This is a genomic window from Stenotrophomonas sp. 80084_Sma (genome assembly GCF_056481995.1).
On record NZ_CM151177.1, the window covers coordinates 1,095,903 to 1,118,414 of the forward strand.

At 67.8% G+C, this 22,512-nt stretch carries 23 protein-coding genes; 7 read left to right on the plus strand and 16 right to left on the minus strand.

Features of this window, described 5'->3' with window-relative positions:
• Nucleotides 1-15 precede the first annotated feature (15 nt).
• Genes purN through purM form a run of 5 tightly spaced genes read right to left on the minus strand, consistent with a single transcriptional unit; the run spans nucleotide 16 to nucleotide 3,364 of the window.
• Complete coding sequence (purN, locus tag ACZK3W_RS05165) at nucleotides 16-675, minus strand: phosphoribosylglycinamide formyltransferase (protein WP_180838129.1); 660 nt, start codon at nucleotides 673-675, stop codon at nucleotides 16-18.
• A complete protein-coding gene (locus tag ACZK3W_RS05170; RefSeq protein WP_258015800.1) occupies nucleotides 672-1,334 on the minus strand; it encodes a DUF2238 domain-containing protein in 663 nt (220 codons plus the stop codon). The genes purN and ACZK3W_RS05170 overlap by 4 nt, the downstream gene beginning before the upstream one ends.
• 41 nt (nucleotides 1,335-1,375) lie before the next feature.
• Complete coding sequence (locus ACZK3W_RS05175; protein ID WP_032130364.1) at nucleotides 1,376-1,798, minus strand: hypothetical protein; 423 nt, start codon at nucleotides 1,796-1,798, stop codon at nucleotides 1,376-1,378.
• Nucleotides 1,795-2,283: a hypothetical protein gene (locus ACZK3W_RS05180; protein WP_180838130.1), complete on the minus strand. Its 489-nt coding sequence runs from the start codon at nucleotides 2,281-2,283 to the stop codon at nucleotides 1,795-1,797. The genes ACZK3W_RS05175 and ACZK3W_RS05180 overlap by 4 nt, the downstream gene beginning before the upstream one ends.
• A gap of 22 nt (nucleotides 2,284-2,305) precedes the next feature.
• Nucleotides 2,306-3,364, minus strand: coding sequence for a phosphoribosylformylglycinamidine cyclo-ligase (purM, locus tag ACZK3W_RS05185; protein ID WP_180838131.1), 1,059 nt, complete (start codon nucleotides 3,362-3,364; stop codon nucleotides 2,306-2,308).
• A gap of 99 nt (nucleotides 3,365-3,463) precedes the next feature.
• Between purM and ACZK3W_RS05190 the strand changes: the two genes are divergently transcribed.
• The 3 genes from ACZK3W_RS05190 to hda are packed head-to-tail and all read left to right on the plus strand — an operon-like array spanning nucleotide 3,464 to nucleotide 6,476.
• Nucleotides 3,464-4,603 (plus strand): DUF2066 domain-containing protein, encoded by a 1,140-nt coding sequence (locus ACZK3W_RS05190; RefSeq protein WP_032130361.1) that lies wholly within the window; start codon nucleotides 3,464-3,466, stop codon nucleotides 4,601-4,603.
• Complete coding sequence (locus tag ACZK3W_RS05195) at nucleotides 4,600-5,769, plus strand: AI-2E family transporter (protein WP_032130360.1); 1,170 nt, start codon at nucleotides 4,600-4,602, stop codon at nucleotides 5,767-5,769. Before ACZK3W_RS05190 ends, ACZK3W_RS05195 begins: the two co-directional genes overlap by 4 nt.
• Nucleotides 5,769-6,476: a DnaA regulatory inactivator Hda gene (gene hda / locus ACZK3W_RS05200; RefSeq protein ID WP_032130359.1), complete on the plus strand. Its 708-nt coding sequence runs from the start codon at nucleotides 5,769-5,771 to the stop codon at nucleotides 6,474-6,476. The genes ACZK3W_RS05195 and hda overlap by 1 nt, the downstream gene beginning before the upstream one ends.
• Nucleotides 6,477-7,105: 629 nt before the next feature.
• Here hda and murU read toward each other — a convergent pair.
• The 4 genes from murU to ACZK3W_RS05220 all read right to left on the minus strand — a co-directional run bounded on the left by murU (nucleotide 7,106) and on the right by ACZK3W_RS05220 (nucleotide 10,736).
• Nucleotides 7,106-7,816 carry an N-acetylmuramate alpha-1-phosphate uridylyltransferase MurU gene (gene murU, locus ACZK3W_RS05205; RefSeq protein WP_180838133.1) on the minus strand — a complete coding sequence of 237 codons (711 nt, stop codon included), beginning with the start codon at nucleotides 7,814-7,816 and terminating at the stop codon, nucleotides 7,106-7,108.
• Nucleotides 7,813-8,838, minus strand: a complete 1,026-nt coding sequence (locus tag ACZK3W_RS05210) for an aminoglycoside phosphotransferase family protein (RefSeq protein ID WP_180838134.1) — start codon at nucleotides 8,836-8,838, stop codon at nucleotides 7,813-7,815. The genes murU and ACZK3W_RS05210 overlap by 4 nt, the downstream gene beginning before the upstream one ends.
• A gap of 64 nt (nucleotides 8,839-8,902) precedes the next feature.
• Nucleotides 8,903-9,172 (minus strand): GlsB/YeaQ/YmgE family stress response membrane protein, encoded by a 270-nt coding sequence (locus ACZK3W_RS05215; RefSeq protein ID WP_125894171.1) that lies wholly within the window; start codon nucleotides 9,170-9,172, stop codon nucleotides 8,903-8,905.
• Between the two features lie 70 nt (nucleotides 9,173-9,242).
• Nucleotides 9,243-10,736 (minus strand): M20 family metallopeptidase, encoded by a 1,494-nt coding sequence (locus ACZK3W_RS05220; protein WP_010483606.1) that lies wholly within the window; start codon nucleotides 10,734-10,736, stop codon nucleotides 9,243-9,245.
• Nucleotides 10,737-10,935: 199 nt separating this feature from the next.
• On the opposite strand from ACZK3W_RS05220, the gene ACZK3W_RS05225 reads away from it, so the two are divergent.
• From ACZK3W_RS05225 to ACZK3W_RS05240, 4 genes are all read left to right on the plus strand, one after another.
• Nucleotides 10,936-11,262 carry a ComEA family DNA-binding protein gene (locus ACZK3W_RS05225; RefSeq protein WP_012510302.1) on the plus strand — a complete coding sequence of 109 codons (327 nt, stop codon included), beginning with the start codon at nucleotides 10,936-10,938 and terminating at the stop codon, nucleotides 11,260-11,262.
• A 352-nt stretch (nucleotides 11,263-11,614) separates the two neighbouring features.
• Nucleotides 11,615-12,706 (plus strand): L,D-transpeptidase, encoded by a 1,092-nt coding sequence (locus ACZK3W_RS05230; RefSeq protein ID WP_180838135.1) that lies wholly within the window; start codon nucleotides 11,615-11,617, stop codon nucleotides 12,704-12,706.
• A 17-nt stretch (nucleotides 12,707-12,723) separates the two neighbouring features.
• Entirely contained in the window at nucleotides 12,724-13,449 is a 726-nt protein-coding gene (locus ACZK3W_RS05235; protein WP_004147404.1) for a murein L,D-transpeptidase catalytic domain family protein, read from the plus strand.
• A gap of 34 nt (nucleotides 13,450-13,483) precedes the next feature.
• Entirely contained in the window at nucleotides 13,484-14,092 is a 609-nt protein-coding gene (locus ACZK3W_RS05240) for a HutD/Ves family protein (RefSeq protein ID WP_180838136.1), read from the plus strand.
• Nucleotides 14,093-14,607: 515 nt separating this feature from the next.
• On the opposite strand, the gene ACZK3W_RS05245 is transcribed toward ACZK3W_RS05240, so the two are convergent.
• From ACZK3W_RS05245 to ACZK3W_RS05275, 7 genes are all read right to left on the minus strand, one after another.
• Nucleotides 14,608-16,212, minus strand: a complete 1,605-nt coding sequence (locus ACZK3W_RS05245; RefSeq protein WP_125894177.1) for a sulfite reductase subunit alpha — start codon at nucleotides 16,210-16,212, stop codon at nucleotides 14,608-14,610.
• The gene (locus ACZK3W_RS05250) at nucleotides 16,209-17,180 is read right to left on the minus strand and encodes an FAD:protein FMN transferase (protein WP_180838137.1); all 972 of its coding nucleotides are present in this window, start codon (nucleotides 17,178-17,180) and stop codon (nucleotides 16,209-16,211) included. Before ACZK3W_RS05250 ends, ACZK3W_RS05245 begins: the two co-directional genes overlap by 4 nt.
• 55 nt (nucleotides 17,181-17,235) lie before the next feature.
• Complete coding sequence (locus ACZK3W_RS05255) at nucleotides 17,236-18,039, minus strand: DUF4198 domain-containing protein (RefSeq protein ID WP_071228078.1); 804 nt, start codon at nucleotides 18,037-18,039, stop codon at nucleotides 17,236-17,238.
• Between the two features lie 76 nt (nucleotides 18,040-18,115).
• The gene (locus ACZK3W_RS05260) at nucleotides 18,116-18,634 is read right to left on the minus strand and encodes a DUF2271 domain-containing protein (RefSeq protein WP_004147429.1); all 519 of its coding nucleotides are present in this window, start codon (nucleotides 18,632-18,634) and stop codon (nucleotides 18,116-18,118) included.
• A gap of 26 nt (nucleotides 18,635-18,660) precedes the next feature.
• The gene (locus ACZK3W_RS05265) at nucleotides 18,661-19,299 is read right to left on the minus strand and encodes a PepSY-associated TM helix domain-containing protein (protein WP_180838138.1); all 639 of its coding nucleotides are present in this window, start codon (nucleotides 19,297-19,299) and stop codon (nucleotides 18,661-18,663) included.
• 211 nt (nucleotides 19,300-19,510) lie between these two features.
• Complete coding sequence (locus ACZK3W_RS05270; protein WP_253144189.1) at nucleotides 19,511-21,931, minus strand: TonB-dependent receptor domain-containing protein; 2,421 nt, start codon at nucleotides 21,929-21,931, stop codon at nucleotides 19,511-19,513.
• 146 nt (nucleotides 21,932-22,077) lie between these two features.
• A complete protein-coding gene (locus tag ACZK3W_RS05275) occupies nucleotides 22,078-22,479 on the minus strand; it encodes a hypothetical protein (protein ID WP_125894185.1) in 402 nt (133 codons plus the stop codon).
• Between the last annotated feature and the right edge of the window lie 33 nt (nucleotides 22,480-22,512).

Sequence of the window (22,512 nt, forward strand, 5' to 3'; positions counted from 1 at the left end):
GCGTGTGCATGGGGACTACCGGTTCAGGTTCCCGGCGGAATCTAGGGCCAACGGGCTAAACAGGGGGTGACCGTCCAGTTGCGGCTGGCCCTCCCGTTCAGCCAGGCGGCCGGCGCACAACAGCTGCAGGGTGGCGATCAGCAGCGGATGCTCCACCGCCAGCACGCGCGCGGCCAGGCTGTCGGCGTCATCGCCGGGCAGCACCGGCACCCGCACCTGCGCCAGCACGGCGCCCGCATCCAGCTCGGGCACGACCAGATGCACGCTGGCACCGTGCTCGGCGTCGCCCGCCTGCAGCGCCCGTGCGTGGGTGTCCAGGCCCTTGTGCAGCGGCAGCAGCGATGGATGGATGTTGACCAGCCGGCCATTGAAGCGCTGTACGAAGGCCGCGCCGAGGATGCGCATGTAGCCGGCGCAGACGATCCAGTCCGGTTGTACTGCGGCCAGCGCATCGCCGAGCGCCTGCTCGTAGCTGGCGCGGTCGCTGAAGGACTTTGGTGCATGCGCCCAGCGCAGGTTCGGTGCGACGCGCTGCAGGGCCTCTGCGGCGGGGCGGTCGGAAAACACGCCGACCACCTCGGCGGGCAGTCGGCCGTCGGTAATGGCATCGAGGATGGCCTGCAGGTTGCTGCCCCGGCCGGAGGCGAGCACGGCAATGCGGGTGGTCGCGGTCACTGCTGGGCGCTCCGGCGGATCAGCGGCCAGATCAGCAGGCTGCCGAGGGTGGCCATCAGCATGTCGGCGTGCGCGTCCCACATGTCGCCCTGCTGCCCGTTGTAGGCCTCGGCAGCATCCGGTGACAGCGCCAGCGCGATGGCCCACTCGAACCATTCGTAGACCAGGCTGGCACACATCACCGTCATCACCGCCAGGGTGAAGGCCTGGCCCAGGCGCAGCGCCGGCCACGCATGACGGGCAAGCTGCAGCAGCGCAGGAGTGAAGCAGACGCCGAACAGGAAGTGGATGAGGCGATCGAAATGGTTGCGCTGCCAGCCGAAGGCCGCATTCGGCGACCAGCCGCTCAGCGTCTGCGCCCAGGCGTCGTAGGGCACGTTGGAATACAACCAGCGCGCGGCCACGCAGTGCAGGGCGATGAAGCCGCAGATCGCGATGAAGGCACCGTTGCCCAGCCAGCCGCCGCGACGGTCGACCCACAGCAGCGCGGCCAGCCCGATCACGGTCAGGGTGCTGTGCAGGGCCTGTTCGGTAGGCCACAGCGGGTGGACCCAGCTGACTGCGAACACCGCCAGCACGGCGGCAAAGGCCAGCTTCTTGGGGCCCGAGAAACGGTGGGTGGTGGGCGAAGCGGACGTGGGGAGGGCAGGCGCGGACATGGGAAATCGATCAGGAAAGGACGGGGCGTCTGCCGGCAGGTTCAGACACTGAGGTGGTCGCCGCGGTCGAACAGCGCGGCCATGTCAGGTTTGGACAGGAACACCCAGGCATAGGCGGCCAAGGCCATGCCCAGCGGGCCGGCCAGTACGCCCAGCCACGCCGCGCGCCGGCACCAGGCCAGCCCGGTGCGATGTGACAGCTGGCGCGCGGTATACAACTGCACGAACCCCAGCACGGCCGCCAGCACGGCGATGGACGCATATACCGTGGTCAGCATCCAGGCATCGTCCAGCCCGCGCGAGTGGGCCACCCATCCGCTGAGGCCAAGAAACGCCACTGTGGCGAACCAATGGAAGCCGGCCAACGCGTAGAACAGCACTTTCAGCGTCTGCAGATGGCTGGTCAGCTGCAGCTGCGCCAGGGTCTGATGCGGCAGCGGCGGCGGATTGCCGGAGGCGGTCATGCGGGCGTGGCGGGAAGGTCGAAGGCGGCCTTCACCTGCGGGCGCAGCAGGGTGATCAGGCTGAACACCCCCAGCACCGTGCCGACGGGGGTGAACAGGCAGGCCAGGCCGGCCGCGATCAGGCACAGCAGGTAGCGGCGTCTCTGGGCCAGGCAGCGGCCGGCATAGGCGACGAACGCGCCCAGGGTGACGCCACCGAATACGGCGACGCAACCGATGAGGGTGAACATCCAGCCGAACAGGCGCTGTTCGGCCGGCGACGACGGCTGGCCGCCGGAATTCATCGGCAGGTTGCCGGTGAGCGCGGTGATGCCCAGCACGATGTGGATGATGAAGATCAGCGAGAACAGCACGATCAGGCCGCCGACCACGTAGTGCGCGATGGCCAGCATGCGCAGGTGGTCGGCATCCTGCGCGTTGAACACCGGTACCGTCGCCAGCGGCGGCGGCACGGGGGCGGGCGACAAGGGGGGCGTTGCGTCCATGCGGGCTCCTGGGTTGTCGGGATCAGGCGATGTGGACGCGCTCGGCGCCTTCGGCGGTGACCACCTGGCCGATGGTCCAGTGCTCCAGGCCCTGCGCCTTGACCGCATCGGATACCGCGGCCACCTGGTCCGGCGCCACGATCAGCACGAAGCCGATACCGCAGTTGAAGGTGCGCCACATCTCGCTGTCGGCGACCGCGCCTTCCTTCTGCAGCCACTGGAACACCGGCGGCAGGGTCCAGGACGAGGCCTGGATGTCCAGGCCGAGGCCGTCGGGCACCACGCGGATGATGTTCTCGGTCAGGCCGCCACCGGTGATGTGGGCCATGCCGTGGATGGCCGCGCCGTGCGACTTCAGCAGCGACAGGATCGGCTTCACGTACAGGCGGGTCGGCGCCATCAGCGCATCGACCAGCTTCACGCCGCCTTCCAGCTCCAGCTCGGCCGGGCGGCCGGCGCGGTCGTAGATGCGGCGCACCAGCGAGTAGCCGTTGGAATGCGGGCCGGACGAAGCGATGCCGATCAGCACGTCGCCGACAGCCACGCTGGCGCCATCCTTCAGCTCGCTCTTCTCGACCGCGGCGACGGTGAAGCCGGCCAGGTCGTACTCGCCCGGGGCATACATGTCGGGCATTTCAGCGGTTTCGCCGCCGATCAGCGCGCAGCCGGCCTCGGTGCAACCGTTGGCGATGCCGCCCACGACCGCTGCGGCGGTGTCGATGTCCAGCTTGCCGGTGGCGAAGTAGTCCAGGAAGAACAGCGGCTCGGCACCCTGCACCAGCACGTCGTTCACGCACATGGCGACCAGGTCGATGCCGATCGTATCGTGGCGGTTCAGCTGGTGGGCCAGCTTCAGCTTGGTGCCCACGCCGTCGGTACCCGACACCAGCACCGGCTCGCGGTACTTGTTGGACAGGTCGAACAGGGCGCCGAAGCCGCCCAGGCCGCCCATCACTTCCGGGCGGAAGCTGCGCTTGACCAGGGGCTTGATCCGCTCGACCAGTTCGTTGCCGGCGTCGATGTCGACACCCGCGTCACGGTAGGTGAGGGGGGAGGGGGCGGAAGACGGGGTGTTGGTCACGGGCGTCGGCGCTGGCAGGGGTTGAACGGGCGATTTTAACAGGCCGCATTGGCGCAAAGGCCGTATTCGGGCAACAATTCCCCCGGATACGTCGAGCCAATGGATGTCCTGATGCGCCGCAGCCTGATTCTGACCCTGCTCCTTGCGCTGAGCCTGCCGGTGGCCACGATGGCCCAGAGCGGCCTGCGCACCGAGGGTGATGTTGCCACCGCCACTGGCGCGTACGAGGCCGAAGTGCCCGTCAACAGCCAGGCCGAAGCCGACCGCAACGGCGCCCTGGCCCGCGCCTTGAGCGTTGTACTGGGCAAGTTGTCCGGCGATCGCAGCGTGATGTCGCGCCCTGGCGTGGCGCAGGCGCTGCGCAATGCCAAGGATTACGTGGCCAGCTACGACTACAAGCAGGACCAGAGCGTGAGCGCCAGTGGCGCCCCCAGCTTCCGTACCCTGCTGGTGGCCCGCTTCCGCGAGGACGATGTCGATTCGCTGGTGTCGGCGCTGGGCCTGCCGCTGTGGCCGCAGCCGCGGCCGAAGCCGGTGCTGTGGCTGGCCGTCGATGACGGCAGCGGTCCGCGCCTGGTCAGCGTGCAGCAGGCCAACGCCGCCCGCCCGTTGCTGAACCGCGCCATTGAACGCGGCTACAAGCTGGGCCTGCCCAGCGGTGGTGCCGCCGAACAGGCGCTGGCCGGTGCCATCTGGCGCCAGGACAGTGCCGCCGTGGCCCGTGCCTCTTCGCGCTACTCGCCGCCGATGCAGCTGATCGGCAAGCTGTACCGCGCCAATGGCGGCTGGCAGGCGGACTGGGTGTTCGTCGACAACGGCCGTGAGCTGAACAAGTGGACCAGCAAGGACGCCAACGCCATGCGCGCGATGGCCGCCGGTGCCGACGGCGCCGCCGATGCGCTGGTCAAGCGCTATGCCAAGGCCGGCGCGGCCGTCGGCCAGGCCGGCACCTATCGGGTGGTGGTCACCGGCATCAACAGTGCCGACGACTACCTGCGCCTGGCTGCCGGCCTGCGTGAGGTGCCGGTGGTGCGCAACGTCACCCCGCTGCACGCTTCGGCTGGCCAGCTGGAGCTGAGCCTGGAGATGACCACCGGCCTGGCCGGCTTCAACCGCATGCTGGGCGACAACGGCGTGCTGGTGCCGAGCGCACCGCTGCCGGCCCTGCCGACGCCGATCGACGACACCACCGGTGCCCCGGTCGCTGCGCCGGTCAGCAACGAGTACCGCCTGCGATGAACCTGACCCCGGAAGCGGAAATCGCGCAGTTCCTGCGCCGCCTGAAGTACATCCTGTTCGCCGGCCTGATCGGCTGGGTGGTGTGGTTGCTGGCGCCGATCCTGACCCCGTTCGTGCTGGCGCTGGCGCTGGCCTGGCTGGGCGATCCGCTGGTGGACCGCATCGAGGCCACCGGCCGTTCGCGCATGACCGGCGTGGTGCTGGTGTTCGCGGCGATGGTGCTGGTGATCGTGGCGCTGCTGCTGGTGCTGGTGCCGATGATCGAGCGCCAGATCACCACCCTGATTGCGGTCGCGCCGCAGGCACAGGCGTGGCTGATGGAAAAGGGCATTCCCTGGTTCGAGCAGAAGACCGGCCTGGAAGTGATGCAGTGGCTGGACCCGGACCGCCTGATCGAATGGGTGCGCAGCCACTGGCAGCAGGCCGGCGGCTTCGCCACCACGTTCATGGGCTACGTCTCGCGTTCGGGCTTTGCGATGGTGACCTGGGTGGTCAACATCCTGCTGCTGCCGATCCTGGCGTTCTACTTCCTGCGTGACTGGGACAAGCTGGTCGAGCGCGTGGCGTCGGTGATTCCGCGCAACCAGATCGGCACCATCAGCGCATTGGCGCGTGAGTCCAACGAGGTGCTGGGCGCCTTCATCCGCGGTCAGTTCCTGGTGATGCTGGCGCTGGGCGTGATCTATGCCGGCGGCCTGTCGCTGGTCGGCCTCAAGCTGGGTCTGCTGATCGGCCTGATTGCCGGCCTGATCAGCTTCATTCCCTACCTGGGCGCGACCACCGGCATCCTGATGGCGGTGGTCGCCGCACTGGTGCAGGCACAGGGCTTCGACCTGAAGCTGCTGATCCTGGTCGGCGTGGTGTTCACCGTGGGCCAGCTGCTGGAAAGCTACGTACTGACCCCGCGCATCGTCGGCGACAAGATCGGCCTGCACCCGGTGGCAGTGATCTTCGCGGTGATGGCCGGCGGCCAGCTGTTCGGCTTCCTCGGCATGCTGCTGGCGCTGCCGGTGGCAGCGGTGACCAACGTGCTGCTGCGCTACGCGCACCAGCGTTATCGCCAGAGCGAGCTGTACGTGGGTGAGAAGCCGGCGATCGTGCTTGATGGCGTGGTCGATGCCCCCCATATCATCATTCCGAACGACAAGGGCCCCGACCTGAAGTGATGGGTGTGCCGCAACTGCCGCTGGCCCTGCATTACCCGCGGGACCAGCGCCTGGAGACCTTCATCGGCGCGCCGGACGGCGCGCTGGCGCAGCTGCGCGCGATCGCGGTGGGTGCCAGCCACGATTGGGTCTATCTGGAAGGTGCGGCGGGCACGGGCAAGACCCACCAGGCACTGGCGATGTGCTCCAGCGCCGAGCAGGCCGGGCGACTGCCGACCTACGTACCGCTGGCCAGCGCCGCCGGCCGCGTACGCGCGGCGTTGGATGGGCTGGAGGCGCGCGAGCTGGTGGCGCTGGACGGCCTGGACGAGGTGGCCGGCAACCGCGAGGACGAGATCGCGCTGTTCGATTTCCACAACCGCGCGCGCGCTGCGGGCGTGACCGTGCTGTACACGGCGCAGAAGGCGCCGGAAGAACTGGGCCTGGTACTGCCCGATCTGCGTTCGCGGCTGGGCCAGTGCGTGCGTGTGCTGCTGCAGCCGCTGGATGAGGAAGGACGGGCAGCGGTGCTGCGTGAGCGCGCGCTGCGGCGTGGGCTGGCGATCGACGAGGCCTCGATCGAGTGGCTGCTGTCGCACACCGGTCGCGAGCTGGGTGGATTGATCACGCTGCTGGACTGGCTGGACCGGGAGTCGCTGGCGGCGAAGCGGCGGATCACCGTGCCGTTCCTGCGCCAGGTGCTGGAAGAAGGCCGGCCGCGTTACTGAGGGTGGGGTTTGCTTTGCAGGGCTGCGCCCTGCACCCGCCGTAGTGCCGGCCGCTGGCCGGCAACAGCAAGAGCTGAAGCAACAGCAGAAGCTGGCTTCCTGAGGGGAGGCGGGGTGGCTCAGGTTGCGGGGGACGGCGCAAGTACGTCCATGTAGCCTCGGTCGCGCCATCCATGGCGCTCACGCCCCCGCAACCTGAGCCACCCCGCCTTCGACAGGTTCCCGCGATCTGCCGGGACTGCATACTGCACTGCTGTTGGTGGGTGTCGACCTTGGTCGACACGTGTCTTGCTTGTGGTGGGTGACGACCGTTGGTCGTCACCAGAGCAAGCGCAGCGACGCGACCCGCTTTTGCTTTTCTTTTTTCTTTTCCGTGGCTGGTCGCCCACGGAAACTGTCAGAGGCCGGGCGGGGTGGGCTGCGCAGGGGCGTGAGCCGCATGGATGCGGCGACCGAGCTTACAGGGGTGAAGGCGCTTTGCTTGCGAAGCACTGCTTCGCAAGCGCCTGAACGCACAGCCGCCAGCGGCTGGGCCGGGCCCCGGAGGGGGACTTGCAGCGTCCCCTGCGCAGCCCACCCCGCCCGGCCAAGCAAGGCTTCTGCTTTCAATAAGCCCAGCCACGAGGGGCTCAGCCGTTCGCTGCCAACTCCGCATCCAGCGCACGCAGGCGATCCACGGTGCCGACATCGGTCCAGCGCCCGCGATGGTGCTGCCCCGTCATCAACCCCTGTGCCATGAAGTGCTTCTGCAGCGGCACCACCGAGAACTTCGGCGGCAGCCGCTCGCTGCCCGGTGCATCACCGATCACCGTGCGCCAGTCGGCCACGATGGAAGGGCGATACACGCCGATACCGGCATAGGTCAGGCACGGGCCTTCGCGGTCGTGATGCAACACGCCCTGCGCGTCGAGCCGGTAGTCACCGTTCGGGTGCTGAACCGGATTGTCGACCAGCACCAGATGCGCCTGGCCCTGCGGCTCGCGCGGCAGCGTGGCGAAATCGAAATCGGTCCAGATGTCGCCGTTCACGACCAGAAACGGGGCGTCGCCCAGCACCGGCAACGCGTTGAGGATGCCGCCGCCGGTTTCCAGCGGGGTCTGCCCTTCGTACATGAAATGCAGGCGCAAGCCCCATTGGCTGCCATCGCCCAGCGTCGCTGGAAACTGTTCGGCCAGCCATGCGGTGTTGACCACTACCTCGCGCACGCCGAGTGCGGCCAGGCGTTCCAGGTGCCAGACGATCAGCGGTTTGCCGGCCACGTCCAGCAGCGGCTTGGGCGTGTGCAGGGTCAGCGGGCGCATGCGCTCGCCGAGGCCGGCAGCAAAGACCAGTGCCTTCATCGGGCCACGCGCATCGGTGCGGTCAGGTCGGCCAGCGCTGGCTTGATGCGGTCTTCCAGCAGCTGCTGCAGCGGTGCCAGCTCGCGGTAGCGCGGCAGCACTTCATCCAGATAGGTGATGAAGCGCGGCGCGTCGTCGAGGTAATGGCCCTTGTTGTCGCGATAGCGCAGGCGGCAGAACAGGCCGAGGATCTTCACGTGGCGCTGGATGCCCATCCAGTCGGCATCGCGCAGGAAGGTGGCACGGTCGGGCACCGGCAGGCCGGCGTTGCGGGCGCGCTCGTGATACTGCGCCAGCCACTCGTCCACACGCTGCAGCGGCCAGCTCAGGAACGCGTCCTTGAACAAGCTCATCGCATCGTAGGCGATCGGGCCGCGCACCAGGTCCTGGAAATCCAGCACTGCCGGACCATTCTCGACCGGCATCAGATTGCGCGGCATGTAGTCGCGATGGCTCATCAGCTGGGCCTGGCCCAGCGCGTTGTCCATCAAACGGCGGTGTACCAGCTGCAGCCCTTCAATCTCACCGCAGTCCAGTTCCAGGTTCAGGTGGCGCTGCAGGAACCATTCGTCGAACAGGCCGGCATCGCGCTGCAGCAGCGCTTCGCCGAACTGGCCGAAGTCGGCCGGCACCGGGATCGCCTGCAGGCGCAGCAGCTGTTCGATCGAACGGCCGAACCATTCATCGGCGTTGCGCTCGTCGAGGATCTTCGCCAGGGTCGGGCCGCCGAGATCTTCCAGCAGCAGGAAGCCGGCATCCAGATCCTGTGCCAGCAGCGCGGGCACACGCAGGCCGTTGTCATCCAGCAGGCCGCGCATGCGCAGCCACGGGCGCGGATCTTCCAGCCCCGGCGGGGCATCCATCACGATGTGGCTGCCGCGCGTGCTGGTGGTGCGCCAGTAGCTGCGCATGCCGGCATCGACCGAGGCGCGTTCGACCACCGCACTGGAGTCATCGAGCTGGGTACGGGCCCACTGCAGGCGCTGCGCGCTGCGCTGGGGATCGGAGGCGGGTTCGGTCATGCAGGCATATCCGGGCGCGCCGGGCGCGCCTACGTCGGGAACAGGAAGGGAAGAGGGTGCGGGATCAGCGGCGACCGCTGAACAGACGCAGGACGGCCAGCACGGCCACCGCGCCCAGCACCGCACCGAGGAAGCCGGCCGGCTCACCGGGGGCGTACCAGCCCATGTACTGGCCGAACCACCCGGCCAGCAGCGCGCCGACGATGCCCAGCACGATGGTCAGCAGGCAGCCCATGCGGTTGTTGCCGGGCATGAAGAATCGCCCGAGCAGGCCGACGAAGAAGCCGACCAGGATGATGTAGAGCCAGCTGCTGCTGCCGAACAGACCATTCATGCGCGCGATTTCCACCAAGGGTGGACGCAGCCTAGCAAGGCCAGGCTGCGTCCGTCACGGTGTGCCGGATTCAGCAGCAGCCGTGGTCGCCGTGGCGGGTGCCACTGTCGGCAGCCACCGGCGAACCGCTGGTCTCGCCGCGCAGGCTGGCGGCGTAGTGCTCGCTGATCACCTTGGACACGCAGGCGGTGACCTTCTTGCCCATCGGAATGTGCAGGAACTCGTTCGGGCCGTGTGCATTGGAGTGCGGACCGAGCACGCCGGTGATCATGAACTGGGCGCCCGGGAACTTCTCACCCAGCATGCCCATGAACGGGATCGAGCCACCTTCGCCCATGTACATCGCCGGCTTGCCGAAGAAGGCCTGGCTGGCGTCGTCGATGGCCTGGGTCAGCCACGGCGCCATGGCCGGGGCGTTCCAGCCGGTGGAGGCCTTTTCCAGATCCAGAGTGACCTGCGCGCCGTTCGGCGGATCGCGCAGCAGCGCTTCCTTCAGCAGCTCGCCGCAGGTTTTGCCATCGGCGGTCGGCGGCAGGCGCAGCGACAGCTTCACCGAGGTCTGCGGGCGCAGCACGTTGCCGGCCGATTCCAGCGCCGGCATGCCACCGACGCCGGTGACCGACAGTGCCGGGCGCCAGGTGCGGTTGAGCACCAGCTCGGTCAGGTCCTCGTTCATCGGACGCAGACCGTCGACCATCGGGAACTTCTCGAAGATCTCGGTATCGACCACTTCGGCGGCGCGCTTGGCCTGTTCCTGGCGCTCGGCCGGGATCTCAACGTTCATGCCGTCGATCAGGATGCGGCCGGTGTCCTGGTCCTCGATGCGCGACAGCAGCTGGCGGAGCAGGCGGAAGCTGGACGGCACCACGCCGGAGGCATCGCCGGAGTGCACGCCTTCGTTGAGGACCTTCACGGTGAAGTTGCCGCCGGTCAGGCCGCGCAGCGAGGTGGTGCACCACAGCTGGTCGTAGTTGGCGCAGCCCGAATCCAGGCAGACCACCAGCGACGGCTTGCCGATGCGGTCGGCGAGGTGGTCGACGTAGGCCGGCAGGTCATAGCTGCCCGACTCTTCACAGGCTTCGATCAGCACCACGCAGCGGGCGTGCGGCAGGCCCTGGGCCTGCAGCGCCAGCACCGCGGCCAGCGAGCCGAAGATGGCGTAGCCGTCGTCCGCACCGCCGCGGCCATACAGCTTGTCGCCGCGCAGGACCGGGGTCCACGGGCCGAGGTCGTCGTCCCAGCCGGTCATTTCCGGCTGTTTGTCGAGGTGGCCGTAGAGCAGGATGGTGTCGTCGCCGGTTTCGGCGCCGGTAGCCGGAATTTCCAGGAAGATCAGCGGGGTACGGCCTTCCAGACGCACCACTTCAACCTTCAGGCCGGGCAGCTGCTGGGCCTTGGCCCAGTTCTCCATCAGGGTGACCGCCTGTTCCATGTAGCCGTTCTGCACCCAATTGGCGTCGAACATCGGCGACTTGTTGGGAATGCGGATGTAGTCGACCAACTGCGGGACGATTTCGCTGTCCCACTTGTCATTGACGAATTGGCCGAGCTTGGCGCTGTCCATCTGAAACTCCGGTTGCATGGGCTGATCCAGCCATTCTACGCCTGTGCCGTGGGTAGGGTTTTTCCTACATCACGTCGGGTATTTGGCTGGCTTTTAGAAATCCAGGAAACCGATAGGCTGTGTGCATGTGGTGACGGACACTGTTCCTACCGACGGGATTGCCGGTCGGGACGGCCAGAATCACAAGGAGATACACGTCGTGCCTTGGAGTGTCGTGTTGAGGGCACTGGTGCTGGTCGTGTGGATCGCTGGGGCGCATGCCGCCGAACCGATCGACATCAACCGCGCCGATGCCCAGGCGCTGCAGCAGGGATTGACGATGGTCGGAGCCGCCAAGGCCGAGGCGATCGTCGAGCACCGGCGCAGACACGGCCCGTTTCATCGCGTCGAGGACCTGACGCAGGTGAAGGGGATAGGGAAAGCAATCGTCGAACGGAATCGACAGCGGATCACCGTAGGCAACAGGTTGTTGCCGGCGGATCCGGTACCCGGATCGGTACCGGTGCGAACCGTACCGAGGCGCTGACAGCAGGAATCGTCGGAACCGGCAGGAGGCTGGTTCACCGGACACGGACAGGAAGGCCGTGACCACCGACCGCCGCAGGACGCGGCACCAATCACCAGGATGGTGGCATCACAGACCTGTGGAAGGGGCTGAGATACAAACAGGACAGACGCGGCCGCGTGCAGGATGCAACGCTACCCCCACAGCGCAGGATGCGAGGGGGCGGCAGCAGGCCGACAAGGACGTAACGATTGCCCGGTACGACACATGGCTGTGTCGCCGGGCAGTTTCATTTCCGGCGCCTGGTTTTGCCGCGGCCACCACGGGTCGATGGTGTACGGTGGCCGCACCGCATGGAAAGGACCCCCGCTGGATGCTTCTGCACCGCCCCACCACCCTGATGCTCGCCCTTGCACTGGCCCTGCCGCTGCTGGGCCATGCCGCTGCGCCGACGCCGACGCCGGCTGCCAAGCCTGCCGCTGCCGCAGCCAGCAGCGCCGAAGTGCGCGGACCGACCGACCTCAAGCCGGGCGAATACCTGTGGCATCCGGAAATTTCGCCGACCGGCCCGATCGTGCTGGTGGTCAGCCTCGATGAGCAGCGCGCGTACGTGTACCGCAACGGCATTGCCATCGGCCTGACCACGATCAGCTCGGGCAAGGCTGGGCATGAGACGCCGACCGGCGTGTTCACCATCCTGCAGAAGGACAAGGACCACAAGTCCAACCTCTACAACAGCGCGCCGATGCCCTACATGCAGCGGCTGACCTGGGACGGCATCGCCCTGCATGGCGGCAGCCTGCCCGGTCATCCGGCCTCGCATGGCTGCGTGCGGCTGCCGCAGGCCTTCGCGCAGAAGCTGTTCAGTGAAACCCAGCGTGGCGACACCGTGGTCGTGGCCGATGCCAAGAGCTCGCCGATGACGCTGGCCTATCCGTCGGTGTTGGCGCCGGTCAACGCGCGCGGCCAGGCCCTTCCGGAAACCGAGGGTGGGGCCCCGGCGCAGGCCCGGTGGGATGACGCCGCGGCGCCGGCCGGGCAGGTCGGCATCCTGGTCAGTCTGCACGACCAGCGCCTGTACGTGCTGCGCGATGGCGTGATGATCGGCGAGTCGCCGCTGAAGGCCGACGCCCTGCCGGCGTTCCAGGGCACCACCCTGTTCGTGATGGGGCAGGGCTACAGCGATACGCCCAGCCCGCTGGACGCGAACAAGCGCCTGCACCAGTGGACGGCCTATCCGCTGCTGGGCCAGGACCGTGCCCAGGCCACGCCGGACCTGCTGGCCACGCCCTCGCTGCCGATGGCGTTGCCGGCCGATTTCGCCCGCCAGCTGTACCAGGTGCTGGTACCGGGCACGACCCTGCTGGTGACCTCGCTGCCGGCGGTCCGCCCAAGCCCGGCTGAATCCGGAATGCAGCCGGTCTTGGAATCCGAGCCGCCAGGGTCCACCCTCAAGGGCAACTGAGTCCCTTCGTTGTGCCCATGACTGCATCCCGCCTGTGCCGGCTGGCCGCGTTCGGCCTGCTGGCGACCTCGGCCAGTGCTCCGGCGCTGGCACAGACGCCCGCCCTTGCCACCAGTGCCGATGATCTGGCCGCCTTGCTGTCGCGCAGTGCGCCCAAGGCCGACCGCCACGTATTGCAGCTGGCGGCGCACGCCATGCGCTGCGCGCTGCAGCGGCCGGAGCTGGGCATCAATGGTGATCGCCTCAGCGTGATCGATTATTCGCGGCCGTCCACCGAGCCGCGCCTGTGGGTGTTCGACCTGGCCCACCAGCGCCTGCTGTTCGAGGAATGGGTGGCGCATGGCCGCAACAGCGGTGAGAACCGTACCGAACACTTCTCCAATCGCGATGGCAGCTTCATGTCCAGCCTCGGCGCGTTCACCGCGCAGGAGACCTACATGGGCGGCAACGGCTATTCGCTGCGCCTGGCCGGGCTGGAACCGGGCTTCAACGACCGCGCGCGCGAACGCGCCATCGTCATCCACGGCGCGCCGTACGTGAACCCGGCGACTGCGCAGCTGCAGGGGCGGCTCGGCCGCAGCCTGGGCTGTCCGGCAGTGCGCCTGTCGGTGGCCAAGCCACTGATCGACGCATTGCGTGGCGGCACGATGGTGTTCGCCTACTACCCCGACCAGGATTGGCTGAAGCACTCGCAGCTGCTGGGCGGTGAGTGCGGTGGCCAGGGCACGCTCGCCACGCGGTGATGCATGACGGCGCGCGGCATGATGCAATGCGCCGATGAACATCGACTCCCTGCTGCACACTCCGAGCCAGGTGATCTCCCGCCTGGACTATCGCCGCGAACGCTGGCGCAACGGCCTGGGCTGGACCCGCGAGATCCTGCGACTGCCGGCGCAGGGTGATGACTGGGCGCTACGCCTGTCGGTGGCCGAGATCGAACAGGACGCCGCGTTCTCTGCTTTCCCCGGCGTGGAGCGCGAACTGGTGCTGCTGCAGGGCAATGGCGTGCGCCTGCGTTTCGAGGATGGCCGGGTGGCCGAGGTGCTGCCACCGCACGGGCGTGTGCGTTTTGCCGGTGAGGAAGCGCTGCACGGCGAACTGGTCGATGGCACCACCCACGACTTCAACCTGATGTGGAAGCGCGAGCTGCTGCAGGCCGAACTGCTGCACCGGCCGCTGGTGGGCACGATGTTCTTCTTCTGCGAACCGGGCGTTGCCTGGGCGCTGCATCTGCTGGCTGGTCAGGCGGAGTTCGGTGCAGATAGCGGCTTGCCGGCGCTGCAGGCGGGAGACACTGCGTGGTTGGCGGCCGGTGAACGGCAGCGGCACGCGTTGCAGGGCGGTGGCGAGTTGCTGGCGATACGGGTCAGTGCAGCGGCGGGATGATTCCTGGGCGCCGGTGGCTCGATTCACGCATGGCGTGGATCTACTGGGTGTGGTTGCCACCACGCCTGGACACGCCGTTGTAGATCCACGCCATGCGTGGATGGGGCCACCGACACCGCGTCACGGTGCGAACCAAGGTTCGCACCCACCAGAATGCGGTTCGCGCCAGCCGAATCTGTTCAGTAGATCCACGCCATGCGTGGATGCGGCCACCGACACCGCGTCATGGTGCGAACCAAGGTTCGCACCCACCAGAAAGCGGTTCGCGCCAGCCGAATCTGTTCAGTAGATCCACGCCATGCGTGGATGCGGCCACCGACACCGCGTCATGGTGCGAACCGAGGTTCGCACCCACCAGAATGCGGTTCGCGCCAGCCGAATCTGTTCAGTAGATCCACGCCATGCGTGGATGCGGCCACCGACACCGCGTCATGGTGCGAACCAAGGTTCGCACCCACCAGAAAGCGGTTCGCACCCACCAAGAATCGGTTCGCACCCACCAGGATGCGGTGGCCTCAATACACATCGCGCCGGTAACGACCGGCCAGCAACAGCGCTTCCTTGCCCGCGGTACCCAGCACCTGCTCGATCACTGCATCCACCGCCGGGGCCATGCCCTGCAGGCTGCCGCAGACCAGGATCGTGGCGCCTTCATCCACCCACTGGCGCAGCGTTGCCGCTTCGGCCAGCAGCCGGTCCTGCACATAGCGGTGCGCACCGCCATCGCGGCTGAACACTGCATCCAACCGCACCAGCGTGCCGTCGGCCAGCATCGCCTGCAGTTCTTCACCGAAGTGGAAGTCATGCGCGGCGGTGCGCTCACCGAACAGCAGCCAGGTGCGGCGTGCGCCACTGCGTACGCGTTCGTGCAGATGCGCGCGCAGGCCGGCGATGCCGGTGCCGTTGCCGATCAGCAGCAGCGGCACGTCGGCGGGCGCGCCATGGAAATTGTCGTTGCGGCGCAGACGCAGCTGTACCGGTTCGCCGATGGCAGCGTGGTCGCACAGCCAGCCGCTGCCGATGCCGGGTGTACCGTCAGCGCGCAGCTGGCGGCGCAGCAGCAGCTCAACCGCACCGTCGGCCATGACCGAGGCGATGGAATACTCGCGATGCGGCAGCGGTTGCAGGGTCGCCAGCAAGGCAGGCAGATCACCCGGGGGAACCAATGAGGGCAGGTGCGAGCGCGCGACGCGTGCCAGCAACGTCTGCCCGTCATCCAGCACGGTGTCCGCGTCGAAGCGTTGTGCATCCAGCCATGCACGCACGGTGTGCGATGCGTGCTGCGGGCCGATCTCGGCGATGTCACCGGCCTGCCACTGCGCATTTGCATCGGCCGGTGGCTGCAGGCGCAACCAGTACACCGGACCACCGGGGCTGCCCGGGTTCAGATGCTCGCGTTGCAGCAGCGTCCACGGCTGGTACTCGGCCGGACTCCAGTCGGGCAGTTCGCTGGCGTTACCGCCGAGTTGTCCCAGCAACTGTTGCCAATGACGCAGCGCTGCCGGATCGGCGTTGTCGACCTCGATGGCGTCGAACAGCGGATGCGCGCCGTGTTGGCGCAGCCAAGTGTCCAGCTGGTGGCCGAATCCGCAGAAGTGGCCATAGCTGCGGTCGCCCAGCGCGAGCACCCCGTAGTGCAGGTGCTGCAGCGGGGGCGGGGTGGCCATCACCCCGCGCAGGAACGGCAGGGCGTGGTCGGGTGGATCGCCTTCGCCGGTGGTGCTGGCAATAAACAGCGCGCGCTGGCTGGAAGCCAGCAGTGCTGCATCCACCTCATGCAGTCCGCGCACGCGCACTGGCGCGCCGGCACCGCGCAGGGCCTCGGCGCTGCGTTCGGCCAGTTCGCGGGCGAAGCCGGTCTGGCTGGACCAGACCAGCAGGATGGGCGCGGTGTCTCCGGTTGCGGCGTCGTCGCGCGGGCGCCCACGCCACCACAGGGCCGCGCAGGCCAGCGCATACAGCACCGTGGCGAGCACCGCGATCTGCGACTGCCGCGCCGGTGGTGCGCCCCGCCACCACGCTTCGCCGAGATGCAGGCGAAGCAGTGCCCAGCCGATCGCTGCCAGCAGGAGCAGAACCAGTGCGTTGCCGAGCCAGGCGCGCGATGGACGTGCGCTCATGCGTCCTGCTCGTCGAGCAGGCGCTGGAAGGCGCTGCTGAGAAATTCCTGCGGGCCGTCTGCCGCACGCTGCAGGTAGCGCGCAGCCAGTCCTTCGCGCTCGGCCAGTGCCATGCCCTGTTCGCGACCGAGTACGGTCAGTGCGGTGGCCCAGGCATCGGCGTGCATGGCGTCGTCGGCCACCACGGTTACTGCCGCGGCAACCTGCCGCACCGGTCTGCCGGAGCGCGGGTCCAGGCTGTGACTGTAGGCCTCGCCATCGGCCTGATACTGGTGCCAGCGATCGCCGGAGGTGGCCACCGCCTTGCCGTCCAGCGCCAGCACCCGTGGCGGGGTATCGGTGTGCACGTCTTCTTCGGGTGCGGATTCCACCAGTACGCGCCACGGCTGGCCGTCCGGTTTGCGGCCGTAGCCGGCCAGTTCGCCGCCGACTTCGATCAGCGCGGCAGTGATGCCTTGTCCAGGCAACCAGGCGGCCACGTGATCGACGCCGAAGCCCTTGGCGATCGCAGAGAGATCCAGTGCCAGTCCACCCGGCTGCAGCAGCGCATCGTCCTGCCACTGCAGGCGCTGCCAACCGCAGCGATCACGCGTGGCCTGCAGGGTAGCGTCGTCGGGCTGGCGGCGTTCACCGGCATGTGCCCCGAAGCCCCACAGTGCAACCAGCGGACCGATGGTGGGATCGAAGGCGCCGCCACTGGCGGAAGCGATGGCCTGTGCGCAGACCAGAACGTGACGGGTTTCGGCCGGCAGCACGCACCATTGGCCGGCGTCGGCGCGGTTGTAGCGACTCAGATCCGAACCACGCTCCCAGGTGCTCATCTGCGCGACCACCTCGTCCAGCCGCGCCTGGATGCCAGCATGCAGCGGGTGCAGGTCGCGCTGGCGCGACGCGACCAGCGACACGCTCCAGATGGTGCCCATGGTGGTGCCACCGAGGCGGGCGATGTCGAGCAGGGGATCGGTCATGGTGGTGTGCTGCAGGCGCGATGCCGGGGCGTGCCCGGCATCGCGGTCCACGTCATTACTGCGGCAGCACTTCCAGCGTGGCGACGTAGCTCAGGCGGCGCTTGGCGGCCTGCTTCACCGAGGTCTTGTTGTCTTCGGTGCCGGTCTCCAGCCAGTACATGCCGGCTTCCGGCCAGGTCACCTTGATCTCACCCTTGGCATCGCTGGTGACCTTCAGCTCGTCCTGCGCGTTGCGGTAGCGGGTGGCGCCACGCACGATCTCGAACTCCAGGCCGGCGGTCGGCTTGCCGTCGACCAGCACGCGGAAGGTGGCTTCCTCGCCGGCGAACAGATCGTTCGGGTGGCCGACGGCGACCAGCTCGATGCCACGGTTGGTCGGCTTCAGCGCGGTGTCGTTCGGGGCGCCGTTGGTGACGAAGGTCTCCACGCGGCCGACCGACTGGCTCACTTCCAGCTTCTTCGCATCCTTGGGCAGTTCGCCGAAGGTGGCGACGCTGCCGCGCCAGCGCTTGCGCTCGCCGTTCTGCTCGTAGGTGGCGAACAGGCCGTCATTGACCGACGCGATGCGGTAGGTGCCCGGCTGCTTCAGCTCGACATCGAACACGCTGCGGTACTTGCCGGTGGACGCGTTCTGCGGTTGCACGGTGCTGCCGTCCGGCGCGGTGATCACCAGCGACTCCAGGCGCAGCGGCACGTGGTTGAAATAGAACAGGTCGTTGGAGACCGCACCGTCGACGGTGATCCACGGCGCATTGCCGGCGATCACGGTCTGCGAGGGCAGCAGCCAGGCCTTGTGGGCCAGGGCGGAGAAGGGAAGGGCAGCGGCCAGAGCGGCGGCGAGGACGAGCGTGCGCTTCATGCGGAAGACTCCAGGTGGATGCAGGGTGGTGCGGCGAGAGGAGGGGAATTACGACTTAATCCCCTCCGTCCCCTTTTCAGGGTTTGACGGCGAGGGTGACCTGGCCCAGTTCGGTGGCGCCCTGCGCCTTGCCGTTCTGCGCGGCGGTGGCCGGCCAGGTGAAGGGGATCTTCAGCAGTTCACGGCCGCCGACTTCGCGCACCGCTTCCACCACCAGGGTGTAGTTGCCCGGAGCCAGCTGCTTCAGCGCCGGCTGCTTGTCGTTGAACGACAGCGCGTGCTTGCCGGCCGGGCGGGTCGGGCCGGTCACGCCGTCCACCGGCACCTGCAGGGTGCGGCCGCTCTTGCGCCACCACTGGCGCAGGTCCGGCAGCCACTTGGTGCCGTGGCCTTCGCTGTTGCTGGTCTGCTGGTACCAGACCGACAGGTTGGCCGCGACCTTCTGGTCGGCGCCTTCCAGCCACACCGCCACGTACGGGCGGTGGTACTCGGCCACGTTGAGCTTGGGCACTTCGACGTTGATGTCGAGGGTGGTGGCATAGGCCGGCGAGGTGGCCAGCAGGCCGCTGAGGGCGATGGTCAGGGTGACGCGCATGGGGCGGCTCCGGAAACGAAGGAAAGTCAGTGAATCAGCAGCAGGGCGATCAGCAGCGGGATCATCAGGCCGAGGCCGACCAGCGGCCAGGTCATGCGCCGCTGCCGTGCATGCAGGTGAAGCAGGAACAGGCCGGTGATGCAGAACACCAGGCAGGCCACGGCGAACAGGTCCAGGAACCAGCCCCACGCTGGGCCCGCGTTGCGGCCCTTGTGCAGGTCGTTGAGGTAGGACACCGCGCCGCGCGAGGTTGATTCGTACTCCACCGCGCCGGTCGCGCGATCGATGCTCAGCCAGGCGTCGCCACCCGGGCGTGGCAGTGACAGGTAGATCTCTTCAGCCGACCACTCGGCCGGGCGCCCGCCGATGGCGATGCCCAGCTGCGTGTCCAGCCATTGCCGGGCCGGGCGCGGGATCGGCGCGTTGCCGTCCTCGCGCGTGCCCAGCTGGCCCAGCAGCGCGGCCGGCAGTTCCAGATGCTGGTTCTGCACCTCGGGCTTGGCCTCGATCTTCGCGGCATGGTTGAGGGTCAGGCCGGTCACCGCAAACAGCAGCATGCCGATCAGGCAGACCGCCGAGCTGATCCAGTGCCACTGGTGCAGCGTCCGCAGCCAGAAGCCACGGCTCTGTTGCTGCTGCACGGTGGAAGGGGCAGGACGGCTCACGGCACGGTTCGAGGCGGACGGGGACTGCCCATTACATCATTGATGAGAATAGCTCGCAATTGCGTATCGTTCTGTATCCCTGGAGGGGAATTGCCGGCCAGCGGCCGGCACTACCGACTGGCCGGCAATCCCGCGGATCAGTAGATCCACGCCATGCGTGGATGGAGCGGTGCCGACCAAAGTCGGCACCCACCAGGGCAGGGCGCAGAGATCAGAACTTCGCGTTCAGCGAAATCCAGTAGCTGCGGCGCTGGTCCTTGGTCGCGTAGTCGTCCACGCAGCTGAACTCGCTGGGATTGAGCAGCAGGCACGACTGCGAAACGAAGTCCTTGTCGAACAGGTTGTTGACCCGCGCGTTGACCGTCAGCCACGGCGTGGCCTTCCAGCTGCCACCGAGATGGAAGATCGTGTAGTCCTCGTAATAGCGCACGTGGCGGGTGCCGGCACTGTCGATGAGGGTGTCGCGATAGCGGTCGTAGCGGCCTTCGCCGATCAGCGACAGGCTGATCGCTTCGTTGATCTGCCAGTTGAGGCTGGCGTTGGCCATGTGCTTTGCCGGCGTGGTGCCAGAGATCGGGCGTCCCTTGTCGGGGCCGCTGGTCTGCTCGCTCTTGGTCCACGTGTAGTTGCCGCGCAGCTGCAGGTTGTCGAGCAGGTCGACGTGGCCGGCCAGTTCCGCACCGCGGGTCTCGGCCTTGTCGATGTTCACGCTCTGGGTGAAGGTGCTGTAGCCCAGTGCTGCCCAGCCCGGGCCGATGTCCACGCAGTAACCGCTGCCGGCGCGGGCCACTTCGCAGTTCGGGAACGTGCCGCCGCTGGCGATCTTGTCTTCGAACTTGTTGAAGAAGCCGGTGACATTGAAGCCCCAGCGCTGGCCTTCGTAGTACGCGGCCAGCTCGTAGTTGGTGCTGGTTTCAGGCTTCAGGTTAGGCGAGCCCACCAGCGGCAGCACGCCCTGGCCACCGAAGCCGGTGATGCCCGGGAACAACTGGTCCGGACGCGGGGTCTTGTAGCCGGTGCTGACGCCACCCTTGAAGGTCCAGGCGTCAGTGGCGTTCCACACCAGGTAGCCGCGCGGGCTGACATGGCTGCCGAACACGTTGTGGTCGTCGTAGCGCAGGCCGAAGGTGGCGGTGAGGGTGTCGGTCAGCGACCAGTTGTCCTCGGCGAAAAGCGCCCACATGCGGTGCTTCTGCTTGGTGTTGCTGCGGTAGCCGGCGCCATCCATGCCGAACACGCCGTCGATCATGTCGGTGTCGTTGTACTGGCCGCCGACGGTCAGCTTGTGCGCGCCGAAGTCGAGGTCGAGCATGGTGTCGAGCACGTAGCCTTCCAGCTCCATGGTGCGCAGCGGACGCGGCAGGAATGCCTGCAGGCGTGCCATTTCACTTGGGTTGAGGGCGGCCAGTGCATTGCCGCGGCCGGCCGCGCAGTTGTTGGCGCCGCCGGTGCGGCGGCAGACGTCGTTCCACAGGGTCTGCAGGTTGGCGCGTTCGTCCAGGGTCAGCGGCAGCGAGCGGCCCAGGTTGCTGCTCTTGCTGTGGGTCAGCGAGGTCTGCCAGGTACCGAAGCTGTAACGGCCCTGGTGGGTCAGCGACAACTGGTCGCGCTCGTATCGCTGGTAGGCGGTGTAGCCCACGCGCGGCTGCACCACGCGGCGGGTGACGGTGCCGCTGCCGTTCGGGTTGGGGATGACGGCATTGCCGACGCGCCACAGGCTGGCCAGGCTGTCGAGGGTGCCGGTCTGGCCCTCGCTGTTGTCGTACTTCTGCCGCGACACGTCGTAGTCCAGCCACAGTTCGTGGTCATCGTTGACGTGGAAGTTCAGCCGCACACCGGTGTTCCAGTTGGTGTTGGCCACCGACTTGCCGCCGCCACCGAAGCCGATGCTGCGCTCCCACAGGCTGCCGTCGGGCAGGGTCAGCGCATCCCACTCCGGATTGGAGGCCTTGGCATCGTAGTAGCTGCCGCGCACCGCCAGGCTGAGGCGGTCCTTGACCAGCGGGCCGCTGAGGTACAGGTCGGTGGTGCGTGCATCACCGAACTGGTCATCCTGCTGCACGGTGAAGCCCTGGGTCACAGCGCCGTGCCAGCTGTCCTGGTTGCGACGGGTGATGATGTTGATCACGCCGCCCATTGCATCCGAGCCGTACAACGTGGACATCGGGCCGCGCACCACTTCAATGCGCTCGATGGCATCCAGCGGCGGCAGGTAGGCGAACTGGCCACCGCCGAAGTTGTTCGGATACAGCTGGCCGACATTGCTCTGGCGGCGGCCGTCGATCAGCACCAGGGTGTACTCGGAGGGCAGGCCGCGCATCGAGATGGTGGCACGGCCGTTCTTGTCGCTGGCTTCCAGACCGACGTCGATGCCTTCAACGTCGCGCAGCGCGTCGACCAGATTGGTGTACGGGCGCTTGCTGAGTTCTTCGCGGCTGACCACGCTGATGCTGGCGGGTGCATCGACCACCTTCTGCTCAAAGCCGGAGGCGGTGACCACCACCTTGTCCAGCGTCTGTGGCGCGCCGGAAGCGTCACCGTGGGCGAAGGCTGGGGCGGTCATGGCTGCCAGCACGGCGCTGGTCAGCAGGGTACGGGACAGGGACGAACGGACACGATGGCGCTGGGCCATGGCAGTAACCTCGAAGGATGCAGGGTGGTGCAATGCCAAGCGCGAACGGCGCGGCATGCACGGGGAGGCCCGGTCAGGGGCGGCAGGGATGAAGCAGGCAGCGGCGTGCGGGCACGACCGCGCAGGCGGTCACGCGGGGCCGTGATTCAGGCGAGCGGCGGCGCCTGGCCGCGTTGCTGGCGGCGCCCGGGCGCGTCGGCCCAGGGCGTGTCCGGAGCGGCCAGCGGCCAGTCCGGGCGCACGCCGGGCATGGCCGGCGTGGCGGGTACGAGTTCAAGCTCGGTGCGCAGCCATTGGCTGGCCAGCAGCAACGGCGGGCGCGCCTTCTCGGCCGATTTCACCGGGGCGGCAGCACAGCGGCGCAGTTTGGCCGGTGCTTCTTCCTGCGGGGACGCTTCGCCACCGCGCTCTTCCAGCGGCATCTGCACGGCCATTCCGGCCCGGCCGTGTGGCAGCAGCGGCAGGGTGCCCAGCAGCAAAGCCAGCATCGCCACCCACGCCAGCAGACTGGCCAGCGCAGGACGCTGGCCGCGCATGGCGGTGCCCATCTTGCGATGGATGAGTGGGCGAGGGCGAAGCGG